Annotated in this window: 20 protein-coding genes and 1 pseudogene; 16 read left to right on the forward strand and 5 right to left on the reverse strand. The window is 37.5% G+C overall.

Features of this window, described 5'->3' with window-relative positions; all coding sequences use genetic code 11:
• Positions 1-635: 635 nt before the first annotated feature.
• The 4 genes from H4J66_RS01475 to H4J66_RS01485 are packed head-to-tail and all read left to right on the forward strand — an operon-like array spanning position 636 to position 2,002.
• A complete protein-coding gene (locus H4J66_RS01475; protein ID WP_409049350.1) occupies positions 636-779 on the forward strand; it encodes a hypothetical protein in 144 nt (47 codons plus the stop codon).
• A gap of 53 nt (positions 780-832) precedes the next feature.
• Positions 833-1,342 carry a YgjP-like metallopeptidase domain-containing protein gene (locus H4J66_RS01480; protein ID WP_182169622.1) on the forward strand — a complete coding sequence of 170 codons (510 nt, stop codon included), beginning with the start codon at positions 833-835 and terminating at the stop codon, positions 1,340-1,342.
• 59 nt (positions 1,343-1,401) lie between these two features.
• Positions 1,402-1,620, forward strand: coding sequence for an AAA family ATPase (locus H4J66_RS20085; protein ID WP_259369032.1), 219 nt, complete (start codon positions 1,402-1,404; stop codon positions 1,618-1,620).
• Between the two features lie 10 nt (positions 1,621-1,630).
• Positions 1,631-2,002: an AAA family ATPase gene (locus H4J66_RS01485; protein WP_310650612.1), complete on the forward strand. Its 372-nt coding sequence runs from the start codon at positions 1,631-1,633 to the stop codon at positions 2,000-2,002.
• Between the two features lie 21 nt (positions 2,003-2,023).
• On the opposite strand, the gene H4J66_RS01490 is transcribed toward H4J66_RS01485, so the two are convergent.
• Complete coding sequence (locus H4J66_RS01490) at positions 2,024-3,097, reverse strand: AI-2E family transporter (RefSeq protein WP_182169624.1); 1,074 nt, start codon at positions 3,095-3,097, stop codon at positions 2,024-2,026.
• Positions 3,098-3,106: 9 nt separating this feature from the next.
• On the reverse strand, positions 3,107-3,352 hold the full coding sequence (locus H4J66_RS01495) for a sulfurtransferase TusA family protein (RefSeq protein WP_182169627.1): 246 nt from the start codon (positions 3,350-3,352) through the stop codon (positions 3,107-3,109).
• 153 nt (positions 3,353-3,505) lie between these two features.
• Here H4J66_RS01495 and H4J66_RS01500 point away from each other — a divergent pair, with 153 nt between their 5' ends.
• From H4J66_RS01500 to H4J66_RS01520, 5 genes are all read left to right on the forward strand, one after another.
• Positions 3,506-4,141: a hypothetical protein gene (locus tag H4J66_RS01500; RefSeq protein WP_182169630.1), complete on the forward strand. Its 636-nt coding sequence runs from the start codon at positions 3,506-3,508 to the stop codon at positions 4,139-4,141.
• Between the two features lie 5 nt (positions 4,142-4,146).
• The gene (locus tag H4J66_RS01505) at positions 4,147-5,616 is read left to right on the forward strand and encodes a M48 family metalloprotease (protein ID WP_259368605.1); all 1,470 of its coding nucleotides are present in this window, start codon (positions 4,147-4,149) and stop codon (positions 5,614-5,616) included.
• 98 nt (positions 5,617-5,714) lie between these two features.
• A complete protein-coding gene (arsC, locus tag H4J66_RS01510) occupies positions 5,715-6,053 on the forward strand; it encodes an arsenate reductase (glutaredoxin) (protein WP_182169633.1) in 339 nt (112 codons plus the stop codon).
• A gap of 63 nt (positions 6,054-6,116) precedes the next feature.
• A complete protein-coding gene (locus H4J66_RS01515; RefSeq protein ID WP_182169636.1) occupies positions 6,117-6,515 on the forward strand; it encodes a DUF2069 domain-containing protein in 399 nt (132 codons plus the stop codon).
• Between the two features lie 52 nt (positions 6,516-6,567).
• Positions 6,568-8,418, forward strand: coding sequence for a hypothetical protein (locus tag H4J66_RS01520; protein WP_182169639.1), 1,851 nt, complete (start codon positions 6,568-6,570; stop codon positions 8,416-8,418).
• Here the strand turns inward: H4J66_RS01520 and hda are convergent.
• Entirely contained in the window at positions 8,410-9,126 is a 717-nt protein-coding gene (gene hda / locus H4J66_RS01525) for a DnaA regulatory inactivator Hda (RefSeq protein ID WP_182169642.1), read from the reverse strand. The genes H4J66_RS01520 and hda overlap by 9 nt on opposite strands.
• On the reverse strand, positions 9,126-10,298 hold the full coding sequence (locus H4J66_RS01530; RefSeq protein ID WP_182169645.1) for a DUF2066 domain-containing protein: 1,173 nt from the start codon (positions 10,296-10,298) through the stop codon (positions 9,126-9,128). Before H4J66_RS01530 ends, hda begins: the two co-directional genes overlap by 1 nt.
• A gap of 159 nt (positions 10,299-10,457) precedes the next feature.
• Here H4J66_RS01530 and purM point away from each other — a divergent pair, with 159 nt between their 5' ends.
• Genes purM through H4J66_RS01545 form a run of 3 tightly spaced genes read left to right on the forward strand, consistent with a single transcriptional unit; the run spans position 10,458 to position 12,948 of the window.
• Positions 10,458-11,504, forward strand: a complete 1,047-nt coding sequence (gene purM / locus H4J66_RS01535; RefSeq protein ID WP_070373894.1) for a phosphoribosylformylglycinamidine cyclo-ligase — start codon at positions 10,458-10,460, stop codon at positions 11,502-11,504.
• A gap of 4 nt (positions 11,505-11,508) precedes the next feature.
• Entirely contained in the window at positions 11,509-12,180 is a 672-nt protein-coding gene (gene purN / locus H4J66_RS01540) for a phosphoribosylglycinamide formyltransferase (protein WP_259368606.1), read from the forward strand.
• A 27-nt stretch (positions 12,181-12,207) separates the two neighbouring features.
• On the forward strand, positions 12,208-12,948 hold the full coding sequence (locus H4J66_RS01545) for a DUF3108 domain-containing protein (protein ID WP_182169648.1): 741 nt from the start codon (positions 12,208-12,210) through the stop codon (positions 12,946-12,948).
• On the opposite strand, the gene H4J66_RS01550 is transcribed toward H4J66_RS01545, so the two are convergent.
• Positions 12,945-13,745 carry a class II glutamine amidotransferase gene (locus H4J66_RS01550; RefSeq protein WP_182169651.1) on the reverse strand — a complete coding sequence of 267 codons (801 nt, stop codon included), beginning with the start codon at positions 13,743-13,745 and terminating at the stop codon, positions 12,945-12,947. The two genes, H4J66_RS01545 and H4J66_RS01550, sit on opposite strands and share 4 nt — an antisense overlap.
• 157 nt (positions 13,746-13,902) lie before the next feature.
• Between H4J66_RS01550 and fadE the strand changes: the two genes are divergently transcribed.
• From fadE to H4J66_RS01570, 4 genes and pseudogenes are all read left to right on the forward strand, one after another.
• Complete coding sequence (gene fadE, locus H4J66_RS01555) at positions 13,903-16,332, forward strand: acyl-CoA dehydrogenase FadE (protein ID WP_182169654.1); 2,430 nt, start codon at positions 13,903-13,905, stop codon at positions 16,330-16,332.
• Between the two features lie 257 nt (positions 16,333-16,589).
• Positions 16,590-17,273 carry a TetR/AcrR family transcriptional regulator gene (locus H4J66_RS01560; protein ID WP_182169657.1) on the forward strand — a complete coding sequence of 228 codons (684 nt, stop codon included), beginning with the start codon at positions 16,590-16,592 and terminating at the stop codon, positions 17,271-17,273.
• A 112-nt stretch (positions 17,274-17,385) separates the two neighbouring features.
• Positions 17,386-18,753, forward strand: coding sequence for an aldehyde dehydrogenase family protein (locus tag H4J66_RS01565; RefSeq protein ID WP_182169660.1), 1,368 nt, complete (start codon positions 17,386-17,388; stop codon positions 18,751-18,753).
• A 369-nt stretch (positions 18,754-19,122) separates the two neighbouring features.
• Positions 19,123-20,564, forward strand: a pseudogene (locus tag H4J66_RS01570) (IS1182 family transposase).
• Positions 20,565-20,911: the final 347 nt, after the last annotated feature.

Consider the following 20,911-nt stretch of genomic DNA (forward strand, 5'->3'; position numbering starts at 1 on the left):
TGTACTATTTGAATTAAATGGTGAACAGCTCATTGGTAATTTCTCTATGTTTTTAATTCATAGACAGGTTAGCAATTAGCTAACTTATTGTAAATACATAAATTAACCTTAAGTTAATGACATTGTAGCGCACCAAGAAGTCGTTAGCATTGGATAAATCTTGAAGCCAAAATTAAACCGATTGACGTATTTCTCTAAGGCTAACTCATGCCACAGAGTGGTCAGTGGTAAACCTAATTTTATTCAGTGGTCAAAGTATATGTCATTAGGAGGCAGTGTTGGATGAGAATGACTGGCAGTTCTGATGTAATTGGGTGGCACAATTGATGTAATTATCCAGTGGAACAACAAAATTAGTCCCCTCATCTGAATAACTTGGGGCAATAGAGTATGCAGCCTTTGCTAATGTAAGCTGAAATATATACTAGGTCATGGTAGTTCAGCTCTAATATTTCAGGATATTTATCATAAAAACGTGGTAATCAAACTAAATTATCATGATATTTCTAAAAAAGTTTGATAAATGCTATAATAAATCATTAAAAGTAAATTACTCCACTAACCACTTGTTAAAGTTATTTTTTTCATAGAAAGTCATGTTTTTTATCATAATCCATTTCCAAGGGTAGTCATACATGGGAAAAGAATACGACGGCATCCATCGTTTAAGTTTTTTAATTGGCTTAGATGGCAAAATTAGCCACGTATTTAATAAATTCAAGACAAAAAACCACCATGAAGTTGTTTTAGACGTTTTAACCCTAACGACTAAAAATTAACCGTAACGGTTAGCTTATTTTTTTTAGGCTAGCCGCATAAATAGAATGCTATAATGCCTGCTCCTTTAAAATACCTTTCAACCTATTCTCTAGATATTCAACATAAAGTACAAGCAATGATAACGGCCAAGAAGTTATCTGCCTATTTATTGGCAAAATACCCTGTTACCCATCAAATATATAACGATAAAGCCCTGCGCAGCTATGTAATGGATATTAAAAATCAGTACTTAAAGAAGTCTGAACCATTAAGCCAGATAAAGTACGACGATAAAATTCATGTTATTAATAACGCATTAGGCCTGCACACTTATGTATCAAGGGTGCAAGGCAGTAAGCTGAAAAGTAAAAATGAAATACGCATTGGCACTTTATTTAAAAAAACGCCAGAAACATTTTTGCAAATGATCGTTGTTCACGAACTTGCCCATTTGAAAGAAAAAGAGCATAACAAAAATTTCTATATGCTTTGTCGGCATATGCAAGCAGATTATCACCAAATAGAGCTAGATTTACGTATTTACTTGACCCAAGTAGAGTTATTTGGCGATATTTACAATTAAGCTTGAAGCTTAATTTAACGCAAGCTACAGTAATGAAAATATCCTTATAATAAATGCTGATGAATATTACTGATGTAAAAAAACGTATCGTACTTACTGGCGGCCCTGGCGGCGGTAAAACCACAGCTGTTGATCTTATTCGCCGTGAATTTTCAGGAAAAATAGCGACCGTCCCCGAAGCAGCAACGATGATTTTCAATGGCGGCATTGCTCGTTCAAATAATAATCATGTACTAAAAACACAACAAACTGCTATTTTTAATTTGCAAAACATTTAGAAGATATTCAGTGAGCGACTTTAAGCACAGCATCATTTTATGTGACCGAGGCTCTTTAGACGGCCTAGCCTATTGGCCAGGCAATGATGATGAGTTTTTCCAAGCGATGGATACCACGCTTGCTGATGAGTTGGCACGTTACGATGCGGTCATTTTTTTTGAAAGTGCAGCAAAATCAGGTGAAAGTATCAAAAGTAATAATCACATTCGCAATGAATCAGAAAAAGTGGCTATCATTCTTGACGATAAACTACAGACTATTTGGTCACAACATCCTAATTTTAACTTAATTCAAAGTGCTGAATCTTTTATCAATAAAGTTATGTTTAGTATCACGACCATTGAAAAAATTATCGAGCAGTATCAAAAAGATTCAGGGTAAAGTTTACCTTAGAGCACCTCTTTAAGCGGTACCCTGTTCAGGAAAGTCACTATTTGATGGCCAAGCATTTAAAACGGCCTTAACTAAGGTTGCTAGGGGAATAGCAAAGAATATTCCCCAGAAACCCCACATGCCGCCAAATAAAATAACAGCAACAATAATCGTTACTGGATGGAGATTTACCGCCTCTGAAAATAATAATGGCACAATAATATTGCCATCAATAGCTTGAATAATACCATAAGCTATCATTACATAACCGAATTCGCTACCGGTGCCAAATTGAAATAAAGCCACCAACAAAACAGGAAAAGTGACAATGGTAGCGCCTACATATGGCACAAGTACCGACAACCCCACTAAAACACCAAGTAATACCGCATAATTTAGGCCGAGGACGATAAAGGCTATGGTCGATGCAGCACCAACAATAAGGATTTCAATTACCTTACCACGAATATAATTCATAATTTGTTGATACATCTCATCGCCTACTTTCGTCGCCATTAAACGTTCTTTAGGAAGAAATGAGGTAAAATTTGAAATTAATACTTTTTTATCTTTTAGAAAGAAGAACACCATTAACGGCACTAGAATTAAGTAAATCATCAAAGCAACAATATCAGAAATAGAATTAAGAGAAGCTTTTAAGGCAACTTGTCCCCATTCAATTAACTTATCATTGACGGCAGAAATTAATGTTTCTATTTGTTTGGCATCAATTAAATCAGGATACAACTCAGGAAGTGTCAACAAATAGGTTTGTCCATGAGACACCATTTGCGGTACTTCTTGTAATAAATTACTACTTTGTTGCCAAATAACAGGCATTAACCCAAGAATACCGACTAAAGAAATACCGATAAACGCCGCTACAACGATACTCACGGCAAGTGTTCTTGATAAGCCAATACGAACTAGACGATAGACAGGTAAATCTAATAAAAAAGCAATTGCAATAGCAACAAAGACCGGCATAAGTAAATTATTAAATAAAAAGACAAAAAGAAAAGCACACAAAAGAATAACCAATAAAGTTACTGCATTTGGATCAGAAAACTTACGCTTATACCATTGAGAAAATAATGAAAACATTTATATAACTTACCTGTTGGATGAAAGGGGTTGAGGGGCTTTACTAATAAAAAGTTCAAGGGTGTTTTTTTCAAGCCAAGACTCTTTATAGTAGTAACCTTGTATCATTAATAGTTTAGGAATATCCTTAATAGAGCCTTGGTCAGATATTCTCAGTAAACAAAAATCAGCATGCGACATTTTTTTTAACAATAATCGCAATTGTACTAATGGCACAGGACATTTTTCTGCACTGGCGTCATATTCATAGATCATCACTACATACCACTTAAAAAATCATCAGATAACAATAATTGTCACCAATAACAGTAAACAAACCTTTTGTTTGATTATCTAATTTGCGACAATTGATTACAATGTTATTGTATTATTTATTTTGATTTGATGGCAAATAAGTACTGAGGTGAAATGAAAGAGTTACCGATAACAGCTAGTTTAAAAGAAATTACTGCCTATAAAAAGAAACTTAATTGGGGTGATGTACCTGCTATCTATCATATGGCGGCCTCTTCTATTAGTGATATGGACGGGATCTTAACGCATGGTTTTGATAGTGCCTATAAACAATTATTTGAGAAAAGTAATTGGAACTATGCATTTTTAGAGGCGACTGCTAATAACCATGGCAATGTTAAGGTTACCCAAAAGCCAAAAATAGCCTTACGTCATTGCTATGATGAACAAAATTATGAACTTCACTGTTATCCGATAGTCAAAGGTGAACGACTCTACACACCATTATCAAAAAATGCCTTATGTCCATTTGTGCAATGGTCACCCGAAAATATGCAAATGCTGTTTAGGATCAGTAGTTTAATTTCGTTTATCGTTTTTACTTTTAAAAGTGGTGATCCAGCAGATTTAGCGTTAATCAAGTACTCACATAAACGTGTACAGGAGCTAATAGCTCAACTGAGTCAATCATTTGAAATAGTTGATGTAGTGGGTTATTCGATTGCAGATTTTTGTAAAGAGTTATATAGAGGAAAACCAAACTTCACTATCGCTGATTTACTTGATATACCGGATCTAAATACGGAATAATTAATTTGCCTTATAAACATAAGCTTAAAATAAAATCATTATTATTTACCTGTGCATTAACAACATTAGTTGCTAGCCCGTACGGCTTTTCCCAGGAAAATAATAAAAATAAACTTCCAGAAATTGGCACTGCTGGATTTAGCGTTCTATCTGTTGATAAAGAACGTCAGATAGGTAACGCGATGATGCGTCATATTCGCGCTTCTCAGCCGTTGGTCAATGACCCTGTTTTAATTGAATATATTAACGACTTAGGCAACCGTTTAGTCAAGAATGCCCAAGATGTTAATTACAGCTTTGAATTTTTTATCATTAGAAATAAAGAAATCAATGCCTTTGCTTTTTTTGGTGGGCATGTTGGCATTCATAGTGGCTTAATTACCCTCGCTGATACAGAGAGCGAATTAGCCTCGGTAATCAGTCATGAAATATCTCATGTAACCCAACGCCACTTAGCCCGTAGGCTTGAGTCTCAAACTAGAAATCAACCACTAGCCACTGCAGCAATGATTTCAGGGATATTACTGGCATTAGTTAATCCATCTGTTGGTATGGCTGCATTAACCACAGCAATGGCTGCGTCAAAGCAATCAAGTATTAATTTTACCCGTGGCAATGAGCAAGAAGCCGACCGTGTTGGCATTGCCCTGCTAGCACAAAGCGGTTTTGATCCGCAAGGTGCCCCCGATTTTTTTGGAAAGATGGCAGTAAAATATCGTTATACTTCAAAGCCACCAGCAATGCTATTAACTCATCCAGTACCTGAATCTCGCATTGCCGAAGCGCGTGTACGTGCTCATGGTTTAGAGAGTCGTCCTTTAGCTCCTAGTTTAAACTTTGCGCTCGCAAAAGCGCGTATTCAAGCACGTTACGAATCAACGGCTCTGGAAAATATTGCAACTTTTGAAGATAGTATAAAGAAACAAGACTACACTTATAGAGCCGCGGTCAACTATGGCTTAGCCTTATCATTATTTGAAAATAAAGATTATCAAGCGGCTAAAAAAATACTTGAGAGATTGCTCAGAGAAGATAAAAACAATCTATTCTATGCAGATGCACTAACCGATGTTTATATTAAAACAAAAGAATTAAATAAAGCGCTTACTATGCTCAGTGCCCTTAATTTATTGATGCCAAATAATCAAGTTGTTACCTTAAACTTTGCCAACGCTCTTGTTGAAAGCAGTCATTATTCAGAAGCTGAAGTACTATTACAGGACTACCTATTAGTTAAACCCGGTAATTTTATCGCTTATGATATATTAACGACTGTCTATGAAAAACAAGATAAAAAAGCACTTATGCATGCGACAAAAGGCGAAATTTTTGCACTTTTAGGGGCATACGCTCGTGCGGTCGATGAATTACAAACAGGCTACAATTTTACAGATAATCAACCGTTAGTTGAAAAACGTATCAAAGCACGAATATTGCAATTTCAAGATCAAGAACAAAAACTTAAAAGACTGTAATCCATATTACAGAAACGTTTATAATAGGTGCTATGACGGCCTATTTTATTGATTAACCCGTAAAATCATTTGATTTTAGCACCCATTGAGATCTAACCATGTTAACGATTTATCACAACCCTCGCTGCTCTAAAAGCCGGCAAACCTTAGCGTTGATTGAAGAAAACAACCAAAAGGTTTGTATTGTAGAATATTTAAAAAAACCACTAGATGAAAGCACTATCCAGTCACTTTTATCACGTTTAAATGCTTCCCCTATTCAAATGATGCGTACTAAAGAAAGTGAATTTAAAACACAAGCATTAGCTCAAGCAACTGACAAGCAACTCATTGAAGCTATGGTTAACACCCCAAAACTTATTGAGCGACCGATTGTTACTACGCAAACGAAAGCCATCATTGGTCGACCTCCTGAAAACGTTCTAACACTCTTTTAATTTCAATTTAAAATTTAATTCAACAAATTAGTGAAAAATTTGCTAACCAACAGGATACCTTTCATGACTAAGACACAAAGATTCTCAACATCAACATTTAAAAAAATAACCTTAATTGGCTATTTTTCTTTATTATTTTTTATGCCGCTTTGGCTACTCTATTTAAACCCTTCACAAGGTTTGTCGCCCATATTAAGCTTATGCTTATTCACTGTGCCACTGTTATTTCCTCTAAAAGGTTTGCTGGCTGGTAATCCTTATACCTATGCTTGGTCGAGCTTTGTCGTTATGATTTATTTCCTACACAGTTTAACCACGCTATGGGTATCTCCAGCAGATGTAGTTTGGGCATCTTTAGAGCTTATATTTGCAACAATGATGTTTATTGGTGGCAGTTATTACGCGAAATATAGAGGTCAAGAGCTAGGCTTGAGTATTAGAAAAGCTAAAGATAAAGCGTAACGCTTCAATAAAACTTTTATAACGTGACCACCATTATAGTTAAGGGCTGAAAATGAAAAACATTCTGCGTATATTACTGCTAATACCTATTTTATTTGCTTGTAACGATAATGGTGAGGTCACTAAAATTTTCACCGTCGACGATGAAGTAAAAATTGCTCAGGCGGTCGAATTAGTTTTACTCGCCCCCTCTAGTAAGGTGACTGAGATTATTTGGACGCAGACGGCTGGCGAACCCGTTGTCTTCTTAGCCTACACCAGTAAGGTTATCGCTTTCACACCTAACACCGTAGGCACATATAGTTTTAATGTTTCATTTACACAAGAAGATGGTAGCAGAGAATCCCTTAGCCACTCTATTAGTGTAACCAATGAACAAGGAGAGATATCTGCGCGTCTGGGTCATGCTGCACTAGAAGGTAGTAAAGTGTCATTGCGTGCTTCGTTAACAAGTAAACTTTTAAGCGATAGTTTAGTTTGGCAACAAACTGCCGGTCCAGAGGTCAATTTTACGGCTGAAAATACCCAGGGTGATTATGCAGTATTCTTTAATGCGCCGGAAGTTACGAGGGATACTGTAGTAGAATTCACCGTATCCTCAGGAAGCTATTCTGACAAAGTAGCGGTACTTGTTGAAAATGCTGAACCTGTCTCGACATCAGATAATACTGCTTATACTGAGCGTTTGGCTCGGGTATTTCCCTTTGTTGCAAGCTCATCTTATGCCGATGTACTCGTCGATTGTGTTTATAGTAATAAAATTAACTTTGCGCGAACATGTGCATTTAATACCTTACCATTAATTGCACATGATACAACCACACCAACGGTTGATGACATAATGGACCGAGTGATCGTTTCTCATTATTGGATGGGAGAAAGATTTCGAGAATTCCTTGAAAATTATGACCCCTACAATGATTTCAAAAATTTACTAAGAGCAAATACTGCCATCGTCATTTCTTATGACATCAGACCCTCATACTACTGGGTGGTCAGTGGCGCTATTCACTTGGATGCTAATTATTTTTGGATGACCCCTGATGAGCGAGATACCATAAATCAAGCACCTGACTATAGAGCGTCCTTTGGTGGTGATCTTAATTTTGCCATGCCTTGGCGTTATGTAAAAAATAATAATTACACCACTACTTTTATATCTGAAAATGACCGGGTTACTCGACAACCTAGCGATGTTTTATACAGTTTAACGTCTTTGATGTACCACGAACTTGCCCATGCCAACGATATTTTCCCAAGCACTAGTTGGTCAGCTTTAAACCCAGAGCAAACAATATTATCAGCCGCACAACAAATAGCAGATAATAGTGGCTTTAAATCGGATCAGCTAAACAACACCCTTCCCTTACTGGGTGAGGAAATGTACGCCTTAGCTCAGGTACGTTTTCAGGGGGTTGACGCATCAAAAACACAAAACGCTTATCAACCCAGCGATATTAAAACATTTTTTAGTGGCGAGGCTGCGCCTCAGTTTTATAATTACTCAAGTATTCGCGAAGATTACGCTATGCTTTTTGATGGTTTTATGATGAAAACTCGCTTTGATATTAGTCGAGATGTCGCTATAACTAACGCTCCTAAAATTGCGAATGAAAAGTATATCGTTAATTGGGGACAGCGCGGCCGTATTGGCGATGAAAAGATTAAACCTCGGGTATTATATGCCGTAAGCCATATATTGCCGGAAGTAAGTGACATTGAAAACTTAGTGAATAATTTACCAAGTCCAATAATGATGAACGCGGGTGAAAGTTGGGCTAACAATTTAAATATAAGCCCAATTAATAAAGAACAATCAGGGCTGCAAAACGTTTCTGCTCAACGCAAAGATAGACGCTTTGTTCAGTATGAATTTTATGAAAAGCCCAGCCCTTTAAAATAAAATAGCTTTAATAAATGGTATGGTGATTTTGCGTTGTTCTCTTATTGATGCTTCGTCAAGCTCGGCTAAAGCTAAGATCAAGTGACTCATTTCACGTGATAAGTGACTCAGTAAATATTTAGCCACTTCATCACTTAATAATAAACCTCGTTGTTGCGCTCTAAATTTTAACGCGATTAACTTTTCTTCATCATCTAGGGGTTTGATTTGCTCTGTCATTCCCCAAGATAATCGAGAAACTAAATCAGCTAAGCCAAGCTTCAGTTGTGAAACACTTTGATCTCCAGTAATAATCAAGCGTTTATTATGCTCAATAACACGGTTAAATAAATCAAAGACCGCTTGTTGCCAAAGCTTGTCTCCAGCAATTAATTGCACATCATCTAAGCAAATCAAATCAATATTTTCTAAACCATCAAGTACTTCAACCGACAACTGTTTTAATTCAGAAAAAGATAAACAAACGGATGATAGACCTAATTTCTCAGCAAAAGTACAACTGGCATGAAGCAAATGTGATTTACCAACACCTGACAAGCCGAATAAGTAAAAACTATTGACGTGCGCAGACTCTACCGAATGTTGACTGGCTTTAATAAACGACTTTAACTGCTCAGTTGCCGAATAATTAGCAATACTTTGGAAACTTGAAAACGTTTCATCATCGGGTAATTGAACTGACAAGGTTAATTGAGAAGTGACTTTCACTAAGGTTTCCAATAAAAAACAGGGACAGCACCGAGCACTTTTTCGGCAAGTGGGTCAACAAAAAGGTCTAATTGCTTATTCAGCTTTAATGAAGCGAGAAAGGCTTGTCCTGAACTCTTTAAAACCAATTCAAAACGGCGATTCCCCCCCGAAGCGCTGAGTAATTTCACCGATTTAACTGATGATAATTGTTCAAGAAATCGCTCTAATTCAATAAAGCTTTTTAGTGATGATATATTGGCAACGTCAATAATATAATTGTTATCAATATCACTATTTAAAGCATATTTTTGATAAATTATATCACTAATAAGAGAAAGCGCAGTTTTTAATAACTGGTCAGGATCGTCACCGTAGCTGATTTCACCAAAGATTTGTCCGGTGATTGTATCGCGATTGTAGCCTTGGGCATCAGCGATAAAACTCCAGTCTAGTGCGTATTGTTGACGTTCTTTTTGGCATAAAAAGCAGTCATCAACCTGTTCATCACTTTCGTGTTGAGGTAATAAACTACTGTTTGATAAACGAATTATTATTATAGATTCTGGGTTGTAGCGCAGTGATGCCATTTGTACTTGTTTGGCAAAGCGTCCCCAAACATCAAAAGTTGAGATGGTATTTACATCGGTTAAGTCCATTAACGGCATTAAAATAGGTAAGCCCCTTAACGCTGAAAACTGTTCGACACTATTAGGTAAATTGTAACTCACTTGTGGCGTTGCATTATTGAAAAAAGACGAGTGGCTTGCATTAGAAATAGTCGTGCGGCGTAAACCATTCTCTTCAACGAGCCACAATAAAATTTGTGGTCGTAAACTTCCCCAAATAGGGGCGTTGGCATATTCAAACAACTGATTAATTTTGCTTTCGTCAAAAGTAACTAAAAGTTCAGTCTGCTCAGCATTACGTTGATAACGGTATTTTACAACATAGCCACTGACATTTCTAAGGCCACTTTTGATGGTCGAGTTGGACAACAGCGCTTGTTGTCCCCCCACTTTTAGCACGACCGCGCTCATTGCTTGTTGCAGGGCTAGCTTTCGCTCTGAGTCGGTTTGTGAGTTAACGATAACCTTAGCGTCGTATAAGTTTTTAACTTCAACAGCCAAAGCGGTTATTGGAGCAAAGAAATTACTTAAAACAACAACTAATACAATAAGATATCTAAGCATATTTTTTAAGTTGATTATTTTTATGTATAAGATCTTATCATAGTGTTAATCATTTTAAACACTAATAAAAAATAATTTATTATAAAGATTTTCACCACGCCATTGCGCTGGTAGAATGCGCCATTAAAGTTCTTATGCTAATTAATTGAGGTTTCCCCCGTGAGCGAACAAAAACAGTCTCTAAGCTATAAAGATGCTGGCGTTGATATAGATGCAGGTAACGCCCTAGTAGAAAACATTAAAGGTGCAGTAAAACGTACAACTCGTCCTGAAGTGATGAGTGGCTTAGGTGGTTTTGGCTCAGTATGCCAATTACCAACCGGTTACAAAGAACCTGTAATGGTTGCGGGAACAGATGGCGTAGGTACAAAACTACGCTTAGCAATTGATTTAAACAAGCACGATACCGTGGGTATTGATTTAGTGGCTATGTGTGTCAATGATTTAATCGTTCAGGGCGCTGAACCTTTGTTCTTTTTAGATTATTACGCGACAGACAAACTTGATGTTGATGTTGCTTCGGCAGTTGTTGCTGGTATTGCTGATGGTTGTGTATTGTCAAACTGTGCTTTAGTTGGCGGTGAAACCGCTGAAATGCCAGGTATGTATCATAAGGGTGATTACGACATCGCTGGTTTTTGTGTCGGTATCGCTGAAAAATCACGTTTAATTGACGGTACAAAAGTAGCATCAGGCGACCAATTAATTGCTTTAGCTTCTTCTGGCGCGCATTCAAACGGCTTTTCATTAATTCGTAAAGTATTAGAAGTTAATAAGACTGATACCAACGAATTATTAAATGGTAAGTCAATCGGTGATCATTTAATTGAGCCGACTAAAATTTATGTTAAATCTGTTTTAGAATTACATAAGCAAGTTGACATCCATGCCTTATCACATATCACAGGTGGTGGTTTTTGGGAAAATATTCCTCGTGTATTACCCGAAAGCGCTCAAGCCATTATTGACGGTAACAGCTGGGAGTGGCCAGCGATCTTTAACTGGTTGCAAGATAATGGCAACATTACTACCCACGAAATGTACCGTACCTTCAACTGTGGTGTTGGGATGATCATTGTTGTTCCTGCTGCTGACCTTGCAAAAAGTATTGAAATTTTATCGGCTCATGGTGAGAATGCATGGCACATTGGTGAAATCGCTGATATGCAAGCAGGCGCTGAACAAGTTGTGATTAATAAAGGTTAATTCTATGCCATCAAGTAACATGCAAGACAATAATTTAACCAGCAATATTGTTGTGCTAATCTCTGGTGGTGGCACTAATTTACAGGCGATTATAGACGCCTGTAAAGCTGCAGATTATCCAGGAAAAGTGGTTGGGGTTATTTCAAATAAAGCCGATGTATTTGGCTTAACTCGCGCTAAAAACGCTGGCATAGCCCATTGCGTACTTTCTCATAAAGATTTTAGCAGTAGAGAAATTTACGACCAAGCGTTAATCAAGCAAATTGATTTATACCAAGCTGATGTCGTTGTTCTAGCTGGTTTTATGAGAATATTAACACCTGAGTTTGTGCAACACTACCAAGGTAAGTTAATCAACATTCATCCCTCTTTATTACCTAAGTATCAAGGTCTACATACCCATCAACGGGCGATTGATGCCGGTGATACTGACCATGGTGTTAGTGTACATTATGTTACAGAAGAACTTGATGGTGGCCCAGTTATATTACAAGCGAAAGTACCTATTTTTGCCGGTGATACCGCTGAAGAACTTGCGCTTAGAGTTCACGATCAGGAACATAGAATTTACCCCTTAGTGGTAAAATGGTGTTGTAATCAGCGCATTTCTATGCACAATGATACAGTACTTTTTGAAGGTAAAGCGCTCCCTGCTTCTGGCTATGCGAGTGAATAAATAAAATATTAAATGATAGGTAATTAAATGCTGAATAAATTATGTTGTATTGCTCTAGTATTAGCCTCACAGAGTAGTTTAGTTTTCGCCAATGAAGCAAAAACCGCTCAAGCAGAGCAACATGTTATTCAGCCTTTCACTGCTAAATATAATTTGATACGTTCTGCTGATATTTTAGGTAGTGCGACAAGAACGTTAGAATACTTGACACCTGAACAAGCTAAATATAGTTATAAAACAGATATTGAATGGTTAATATTTTCAGATAACCGTCAAGAAGTATCACTCGTTAAACTCGATCACCATAAGGTGACACCTCAGCAATATAATTTTCAAAGGTACGGCACCGGACCTGATAAGGAATATGCTTGGCAGTTCAATATTGAGAATAATATTGCGAAAAACCTCAAAGACAAGACAGAGCTTAATATTGATTTTCCTGTCAATATTCAAGACTCACTCAGCTATCACTTGCAGAATCGTTTAAATTTAATTAAAAATCCAGAGCAAAAACTTTTTGTGTATCCGGTGATGAATCATTCAGGTAAAGTTAAAAATTACGTTTACCAGTATGATGGTGAAGATGAATTAATGCTGCCTTTTGGTATGATAAAAGCAGTTAGATTAAAAAGAGAAGTCATTGAAAAGAAAAAAATCACCTACGCTTGGTTCGCCCCAGAGTTAAATTACTTGCTGGTTAAAATACAACAAATAAAATCTGACGTTGAACAGTTTGATGCACAATTGACTTCACTTGAAGAACATTAATGTTCAATCTTCAACACTTCTTGCCCTGAAGCAATAGACTCACCCAGACAAAATAAGTGCCACTGCCCTTTTGTCATTTTGTGCCAAGTTTCATTATCCGTTAATGGCTGAGTGGCAATAACCGTAACTACATCACTTTCAGTGGTTTCTTCAGTGAAATTAATGACTACTTCAGCATCAATCAAGCTAGCTTTACCAAATGGCGCTCTACGTGTTATCCAATGTAGGTTATTTGCACAGTAAGCAAATAAATACTGACCATTGGTGATGTTGACATTAAAAACACCCAACGAATTTATTTTGACACTCAACTCGGCAATAAATTTAAACAACACCGTTGCTGCTGGTTCTTTATCCGCAAACTTAAAATGAAGTTTGTCTAAGATCCAACAGAACGCGTGTTCGCTGTCGGTAGCCCCAACAGGAATGTGTAATTTAACAGGCAGCTCAACCTGGACATTCTTCAATTGTCCATTATGTGCATAAGTCCAATTTCTTCCCCACATTTGACGGGTAAAAGGATGAGTATTCTCCAAAGAAATACCGCCAGAGTTTGCTTGTCGAATATGACAAATAACCGCTTCACTTTTTATTGGATAATTGGTGACTAACTCGGCAATCGGTGATTGTGAACTTGGTAAAGGGTCTTTAAAACTTCGACAGCCTTTACCCTCATAAAAAGTAATGCCCCAACCATCCTTATGCGGCCCAGTATTACCACCACGCTGCATTAAACCACTAAAGCTAAAGCAAATGTCAGTGGGGACGTTCGCACTCATTGCCAGTAATTCACACATAAATTAATTTCCGAATAGATAATTAACGTTATTATCCTATAAATAAGATTACAACGATAAATATATTTGTAATTTATTGTACATAGATTTAAGCTAAATACATGGTCAGACCTCTTTATTTTTATCTTTAGGTTTTTATTTTTAAAAAGGAAAATTAATGGAACAATTTACATGGTTCATTTATGCCGTTATTTTAACCGGCTTAATGGCATACACTCGTGCTGCGCTTTCAACTTTCACCTTAAGTTTTGCCGCATTAATGGCGGTAGGTACTATCTTTGATGCACTGTCATTTTTCAGTTGGATAATATTTGCAATCATTGCATTGCCCTTGAATATATCTGACTTTAGAAAGCAGTATATTACTCACCCTTTACTAAAAGTGTTCAGATCTATCATGCCGCAAATGTCGAGAACTGAGCAAGAGGCTATCGACGCTGGTACTACATGGTTTGAAGCAGAGCTATTTCGTGGTAATCCTGATTGGAAAAAACTGCATAACTATGAAACACCCCGCTTAAGTGTTGAAGAGCAAAGTTTTTTAAATGGTCCCGTAGAAGAAGTTTGTAAGATGACCAATGATTGGCAAACGACTCATGTCGATGCTGATTTATCACCAGAAGTTTGGCAGTTTTTGAAAGATAATAAATTCTTTGCAATGATTATCAAAAAGAAATACGGCGGCTTAGAGTTTTGTGCCTATGCACAGTCACGAGTTTTACAAAAATTATCAGGGGTGAGTGCCGTACTAGCAAGCACCGTTGGAGTTCCTAATTCTTTAGGCCCAGGTGAGTTATTACAACTTTACGGCACAAAAGAGCAGCAAGACCATTACCTTCCTCGTTTAGCGGTTGGTGATGAAATTCCCTGCTTTGCATTGACCAGTCCGGAAGCCGGTTCAGATGCTGGTGCGATCCCCGATGAAGGCATTATTTGTCACGGTGAGTTTGAAGGTAAAGAAGTGCTTGGTATGAGATTAACTTGGGACAAACGTTACATTACGCTAGCGCCCATTGCCACAGTACTGGGCTTAGCTTTTAAACTAAAAGACCCTGATCACTTACTAGGTGAAACGGTTGATTTAGGCATTACCTGTGCATTGATCCCTACAGACTTAGAGGGTGTTATCACTGGCCGTCGTCATTTCCCGCTTAATGTTCCTTTTCAAAATGGTCCAACACAAGGTAATGGTGTCTTTGTACCGCTTGACTATATTATTGGCGGCGCAGAAATGGCAGGTCAAGGCTGGCGTATGCTTATGGAGTGTTTGTCTGTTGGGCGTGCTATTACACTCCCTTCTAATAGTGCTGGTGGTATAAAGTCACTTGCACTTGCTACAGGTGCTTACAGTAGAATTCGTCGTCAGTTCAAGATCCCTATCGGTAAAATGGAAGGTATTGAAGAACCCCTTGCTCGCATTGGTGGCAATGCTTATTTAATGGATGCGGTAACAACCATGTCTACAGGGGCTATCGATTTAGGCGAGAAACCTTCGGTAATTTCAGCCATTATAAAATATCATTTAACTGAGAAGATGCGTGTTTGTGTTAACGATGCAATGGACATTCACGGCGGTAAAGGTATTTGTATGGGCGAAGGTAACTACCTTGCTCGTGCCTATCAAGGTGCTCCGATTGCAATAACCGTTGAAGGCGCAAATATTCTAACACGTAGTTTAATTATTTACGGACAGGGAGCTATTCGTTGTCATCCATACGTTTTAGCGGAATTAGCCGCAGCAAACCAAACTGATGATGTTATTGCATTAAAAGAATTCGATCACGCCTTGTTTGGCCATATTGGCTTTGCCATTAGCAATGTTGTCCGCAGCCTTTGGTTTTCATTAACGGGCGCAAGAATTTTAAAAGTACCTTTTCGAGATGAAACCTCTCGTTATTATCAATTGCTTACTCGTTTTAGTAGTAACTTAGCTATGCTATCAGACATATCGATGCTGACACTGGGTGGCGATTTGAAGCGCAAAGAGAGAATTTCGGCGCGTTTAGGTGATGTACTTAGCCATTTGTATTTGTCTTCGGCAACCTTAAAGCGTTATAACGACGAAGGCCGTCAGCAAGATGACCTACCCCTTGTACAATGGGCACTTGAAGATAGCTTGTATGAAACACAGCAAGCTATTGACGCATTGATCAGCAACTTTCCTAATAAGATAGTGGCACTGTTCCTAAGAGCGATGATCTTTCCTGTGGGCAAATGGTTGAAAAAACCTTCTGATATTACCGACCATAAAGTGGCACAGATATTACAAACACCTGGTAAAGCTCGAGAGCGCTTAGGACAAGGTCAATATTTAAGCCGAGATCCAGAAAATGTTTTAGGTCAACTTGAGCAAACACTAGATGACATTATTGCTTGTGAGCCAATATTTAAGAAAGTTTGTCAGGCTATTGGTGAAGATCTCCCTTTTTATGCCCTCGATGAAGTTGCTAAAAAAGGCTTAGCCGTAAATGCCATTAATGCTGTAGAAGCTGAGTTGTTATGCAAGGCTGAATTGGGCAGAAAAGTCGCTATCAATGTAGATGACTTTGACTCTGACGAATTAAGAGCTCAGTCCGCTAGTCATTAATTTATCAACACACCATCGAAATCGCCTACAAGGATGTAGGTATCAATATTTTTAAAGCAGTATCCTTATCATAAATGAGTCCAACAACCGTGTTGGACTCATTTTTTTTATCGTTAATTTATTCACAAGCTTTATAACTCTAGTGCTCACCTATTACTTTTTGTAACAAATAAATGCTGATAATTTTCTTGCCTAGATTGAAATAGCATCAAAAATAAGTTAACTTCATGTTAACTATAATTATATGACAAAATAATATGTTTTCGACTAAGGAAACCCCCACGGTAAAAAGACGGAGCAAAGGTGAACAAACACGTTTACTGATATTACAATCTGCCATTGAAGTATTAGCAAAAAATGGAATAAAAGGCACGACTCATCGAGCCATCGCTAGTCATGCGAATATCCAACTCTCTCTTACCACCTATTATTTTAAAGATATACAAGAGTTAGTTCATCAAGCATTTACCCTGTGTTCTTCACAAATCACCTCAAAAACAAGCTTAGCTTGGCAGCCTGCCGTTGAACTACTCGCCAATGTAAATAAAACAAGTCTACGTAAAATAAGTGAAAAAGAAAATTTACGTAATAAACTTGCCACAATGGCGACCCAATACTTAGTAAAAAGAATAATCGACTCACCCGAAGAGCTCGCTGTTCAACAATTACTCTTTACCGAAGTACGCGTAAACCGTAAATTAGCCCCTTTAGCTGAGATACACCGTGCGGCCTCGTTAAAACCCATTATCAAGCTATGCGAATTTTTTAATGCTCATGACCCACATATCGATGCTGATATTATTGCGACGGTCTTTACGCAAATAGAATACCGTAATATCAATGTACCTGTTGAGCAATTAGATACCGATAACATTCAAGCTATCGTTAGCCGAGTCATTGGTTATGCGATGAACTTAAAAAGTTTAGCACTTACCGCTTAACAGATAATTTTCTGATTGTTTTGTAGATCAGTTGTGATTGTTGTAAATTTGTTTTTATATCTGGTCGTACCAATAAAACTATAAGACTCAATAACAACAATAAGGTTTAATTATGCCCTACCAAGCATTACTCACAAAACACAGTCAGTATTTTGATACTAATGTCACTCGAGATATTTCATGGCGTAAACAGCAACTACAAGCAATAAAAAAACTTGTTATTGAAAACGAAAAAGCTATTTTACAGGCTTTACAAGATGACCTTGCAAAACCGACTCTAGAAGCTTGGATCACTGAAATATCATACATAACCAGTGATGTTGACCACACGTGCAAACACCTCAATAAATGGGCTAAACCAACTCGCGTTAGCACACCCATAGTGGTACAACCGGGGAAATCATTTATTACACCCGAGCCACAAGGCACTGTATTAATTATTGGCGCATGGAATTATCCTTTACAATTAGTATTGGCCCCTTTAATTGCCGTTATTGCTGCCGGTAATTGTGCCATCATCAAGCCTTCGGAGCTTGCTCCTGCTATTTCTGAACTTATTGGCCAACTTATTCCTAAGTATTTAGATAATAACGCCGTTAGTGTGGTTGAAGGCGGTGTTGCAGAAACAACCGCATTACTTACCTTAAACTTTGATCACATTATGTATACTGGCAATGGTCAAGTCGCTCGTATTGTCATGGCCGCAGCCGCAAAGCACTTAACGCCGGTGACATTAGAACTTGGCGGCAAAAGTCCTGTTTACGTCGATGAAAGTGCAGATTTAACAATAACAGCACAGCGTATTGCTTGGGGCAAGTGGATGAATGCAGGGCAAACCTGTATAGCACCTGATTATCTATTAGTAAAAGAAAACCTAGTTGAGCCATTAACACTAGCGTTGAAAGCTCAAATAACCGCTATGTTTGGTGAAAACCCAAAAAATAGCGATAGCTATGGCCGTATAATTAACCAGCGCCATTGTCAGCGTATAGCCGCTTATTTTAACGATGGTAAAATTATGGTTGGCGGTGAAAGCGATATTGAAAGCTGCTATATAGCGCCAACTATTATCATTAATCCCGCTTTGGATAGTCCTTTAATGACAGAAGAAATTTTTGGCGCCATTTTACCTATCGTCACTATTGAAGATTTTGATCAAGCAAAATCATTTATCAAACAAAGAGAAAAACCACTTTCTGCTTATATCTTTAGCCGTAACAACGAGCAATTAGCACAATGGGTAGATGAAATAAGTTCGGGGAGTCAATGTATTAATGATGTCATCATGTTTAATGCAGTACCTGACTTACCTTTTGGTGGCATTGGTCCTAGCGGTATTGGCCAATATAGTGGTAAAGCCGGCTTTGATAATTTTAGTCATCTAAAGTCAGTACTTAAACGCCCTTTTATTAAAGATATCCCGGTACGCTTCGCACCTTATTCAAAATGGAAACTTAAATTCTTACGTTTCATCCGATAAAAATCTACCTAAATGCTTCTCAGAGGATGAAAAATCTTACATCCTCTGAGAAGCATTTTTAATCTATCTACTCACTAAAAATAATAAAAACGAAAACGCTTTTATCTGCTCGTATCTAGTTTAGCTAGCCAGTTTAATTACCCGAATTAGTTGGTAGTATGAATAGACATGACTAATTAGATTTTCAGATACTAAATGAGATTGAATAATTTTTATTATATTCACAGTCTGCCACAGACTGTGTGAAAACCTTTTGATCACTTATTCGTATAACCACCTATTAGTTATGATCAATCGGTCTTAACCTTACCCACAAAACACACACTTTTACTATAATTATCAGTATTTTAATTCTTGTTGGTAAGTGTCATATCAGGCTTTATTAAAGGTGTTAACCGCTCCCAATCTACACTCTTTCCAGAATCTCTCAATGACTTTGTTATTGCTGAAAATACTGTCAGAGTTATTGATGTGTTTATTGAGGCATTGGATTTAGCAGCGTTAGGTTTCGCGGGCATGATCATTAAGTCTACTGGCCGTCCTAAGTATCACCCTGCTGTCATGTTAAAACTCTATCTCTATGGTTATCTTAATCGAGTCCAATCCTCTAAAAGATTAGAAGTTGAAGCGAATAGAAATATTGAACTCATGTAGTTACTTGAACGACTTGCTCCAGATTTTAAAACCATTGCTGACTTTAGGAAAAATAATGCTAAGGGAATTAAGCATGTTTGCCGTACATTCGTTCAGCTATGTAGACAACTTCATATGTTTGATGAAGGCGAGATTGCTATTGATGGCAGTAAATTTAAAGCGAGCAACAACAAAGATAACAATTACACCCCAAAGAAAATGGGCTTTCATATTGAGCGAGTTGAAAAACATATTAGTAACTATTTAGAAAAACTAGACAGACCTGATTAAGAGCAGCATAGCCACCAAAAAATAAAGGCTACGCAAGAAACTATTAGGAATTTAAAACAAAAACTCGCTGAATTAAAAATACTAGAAAAAGAAGTCAAAGACCACCCAGAAAAACAAATATCAACCACTGATCCTGATTCAAGGTTGATGAAAACTCAAGGTATAACGAGAGTGGTCAGCTACAACATTCAAAGTGCTGTTGATGCCAAGCATCATCTCATCGTTGCACATGAAGTGACCAATACCACTGACCCAGGCCAACTCTGTCCTACAGCGGTTTTAGCTCAACACACGCTAAAAAGAAAAGACCTAACCGTTATCGCAGATAAGGGTTACTTCAGCGGCTAAGATATCAAAGACACACAAGATGCCGGTATGACAACACTTGTACCAAAGGGAGATACCTCAGGTAGCGATAAAAAAGGCATCTTTAATCGTTCTAAATTTACCTATGATAAAGAAAAAGACGTTTATATTTGTCCCAACAACAGTCAGTGAATGCCAGGTAAAACCATGACAAAAGATCTTGATTTATATTTGATGCATTATCGAGCTAGAGTCAAAGATTGCCGACAGTGTAGCTTGCAGCCACAATGTACCAAAAGTGCAACACCAAGAAAGATAACTCGATGGGAGCATCAAGACAGAATAGACAATATGGATAAGTTAATGAAAAAACGGCAAGACTTGATGCTAATTAGAAAATAGAGTGTCGAGCATCCGTTCGGTACGATTAAGTGTTGGATGGGAATGACGCATTTACTCACTCGTCGATTTAAAACGTTCGAACCGAAATGAATCTCCATGTTCTGGCTCATAATTTCAAGCGAATGTTAAACATAATGGGTATTGAAGGGTTAATGAACGCCATAAAGGCCAAGATATAAGGCTCTAACCTTATCTTTTTATTTTAAATTCGACTCTCATCCAAAATAAACAAACTAAGCTGTAAAACGTATTTTAAAATTTATACAAACAACAATGAGTTTTTACACAGGCTGGCCACTTTGCGGAAGTTAGCAACAGTAAATCATGGGAGTATTTTTGGTCGTTTTGTGCGCAAAACGGAATAAGTTAGTATCAACACAAAACCTACCGCAGCTAGCCATATATAGTCATTCAACCTTAATTATCTATACTTAGATTGTTTAGGTTATGTGCATGTTGTTTACGAATATCTAGCCAATAACACTTGATGATTACCGCTTTTCTTTCGAGGCAACAAGTACCTTTA

It is taken from the genome of Colwellia sp. MB3u-55 (assembly GCF_014076785.1).
Lineage (GTDB): Bacteria > Pseudomonadota > Gammaproteobacteria > Enterobacterales > Alteromonadaceae > Colwellia_A.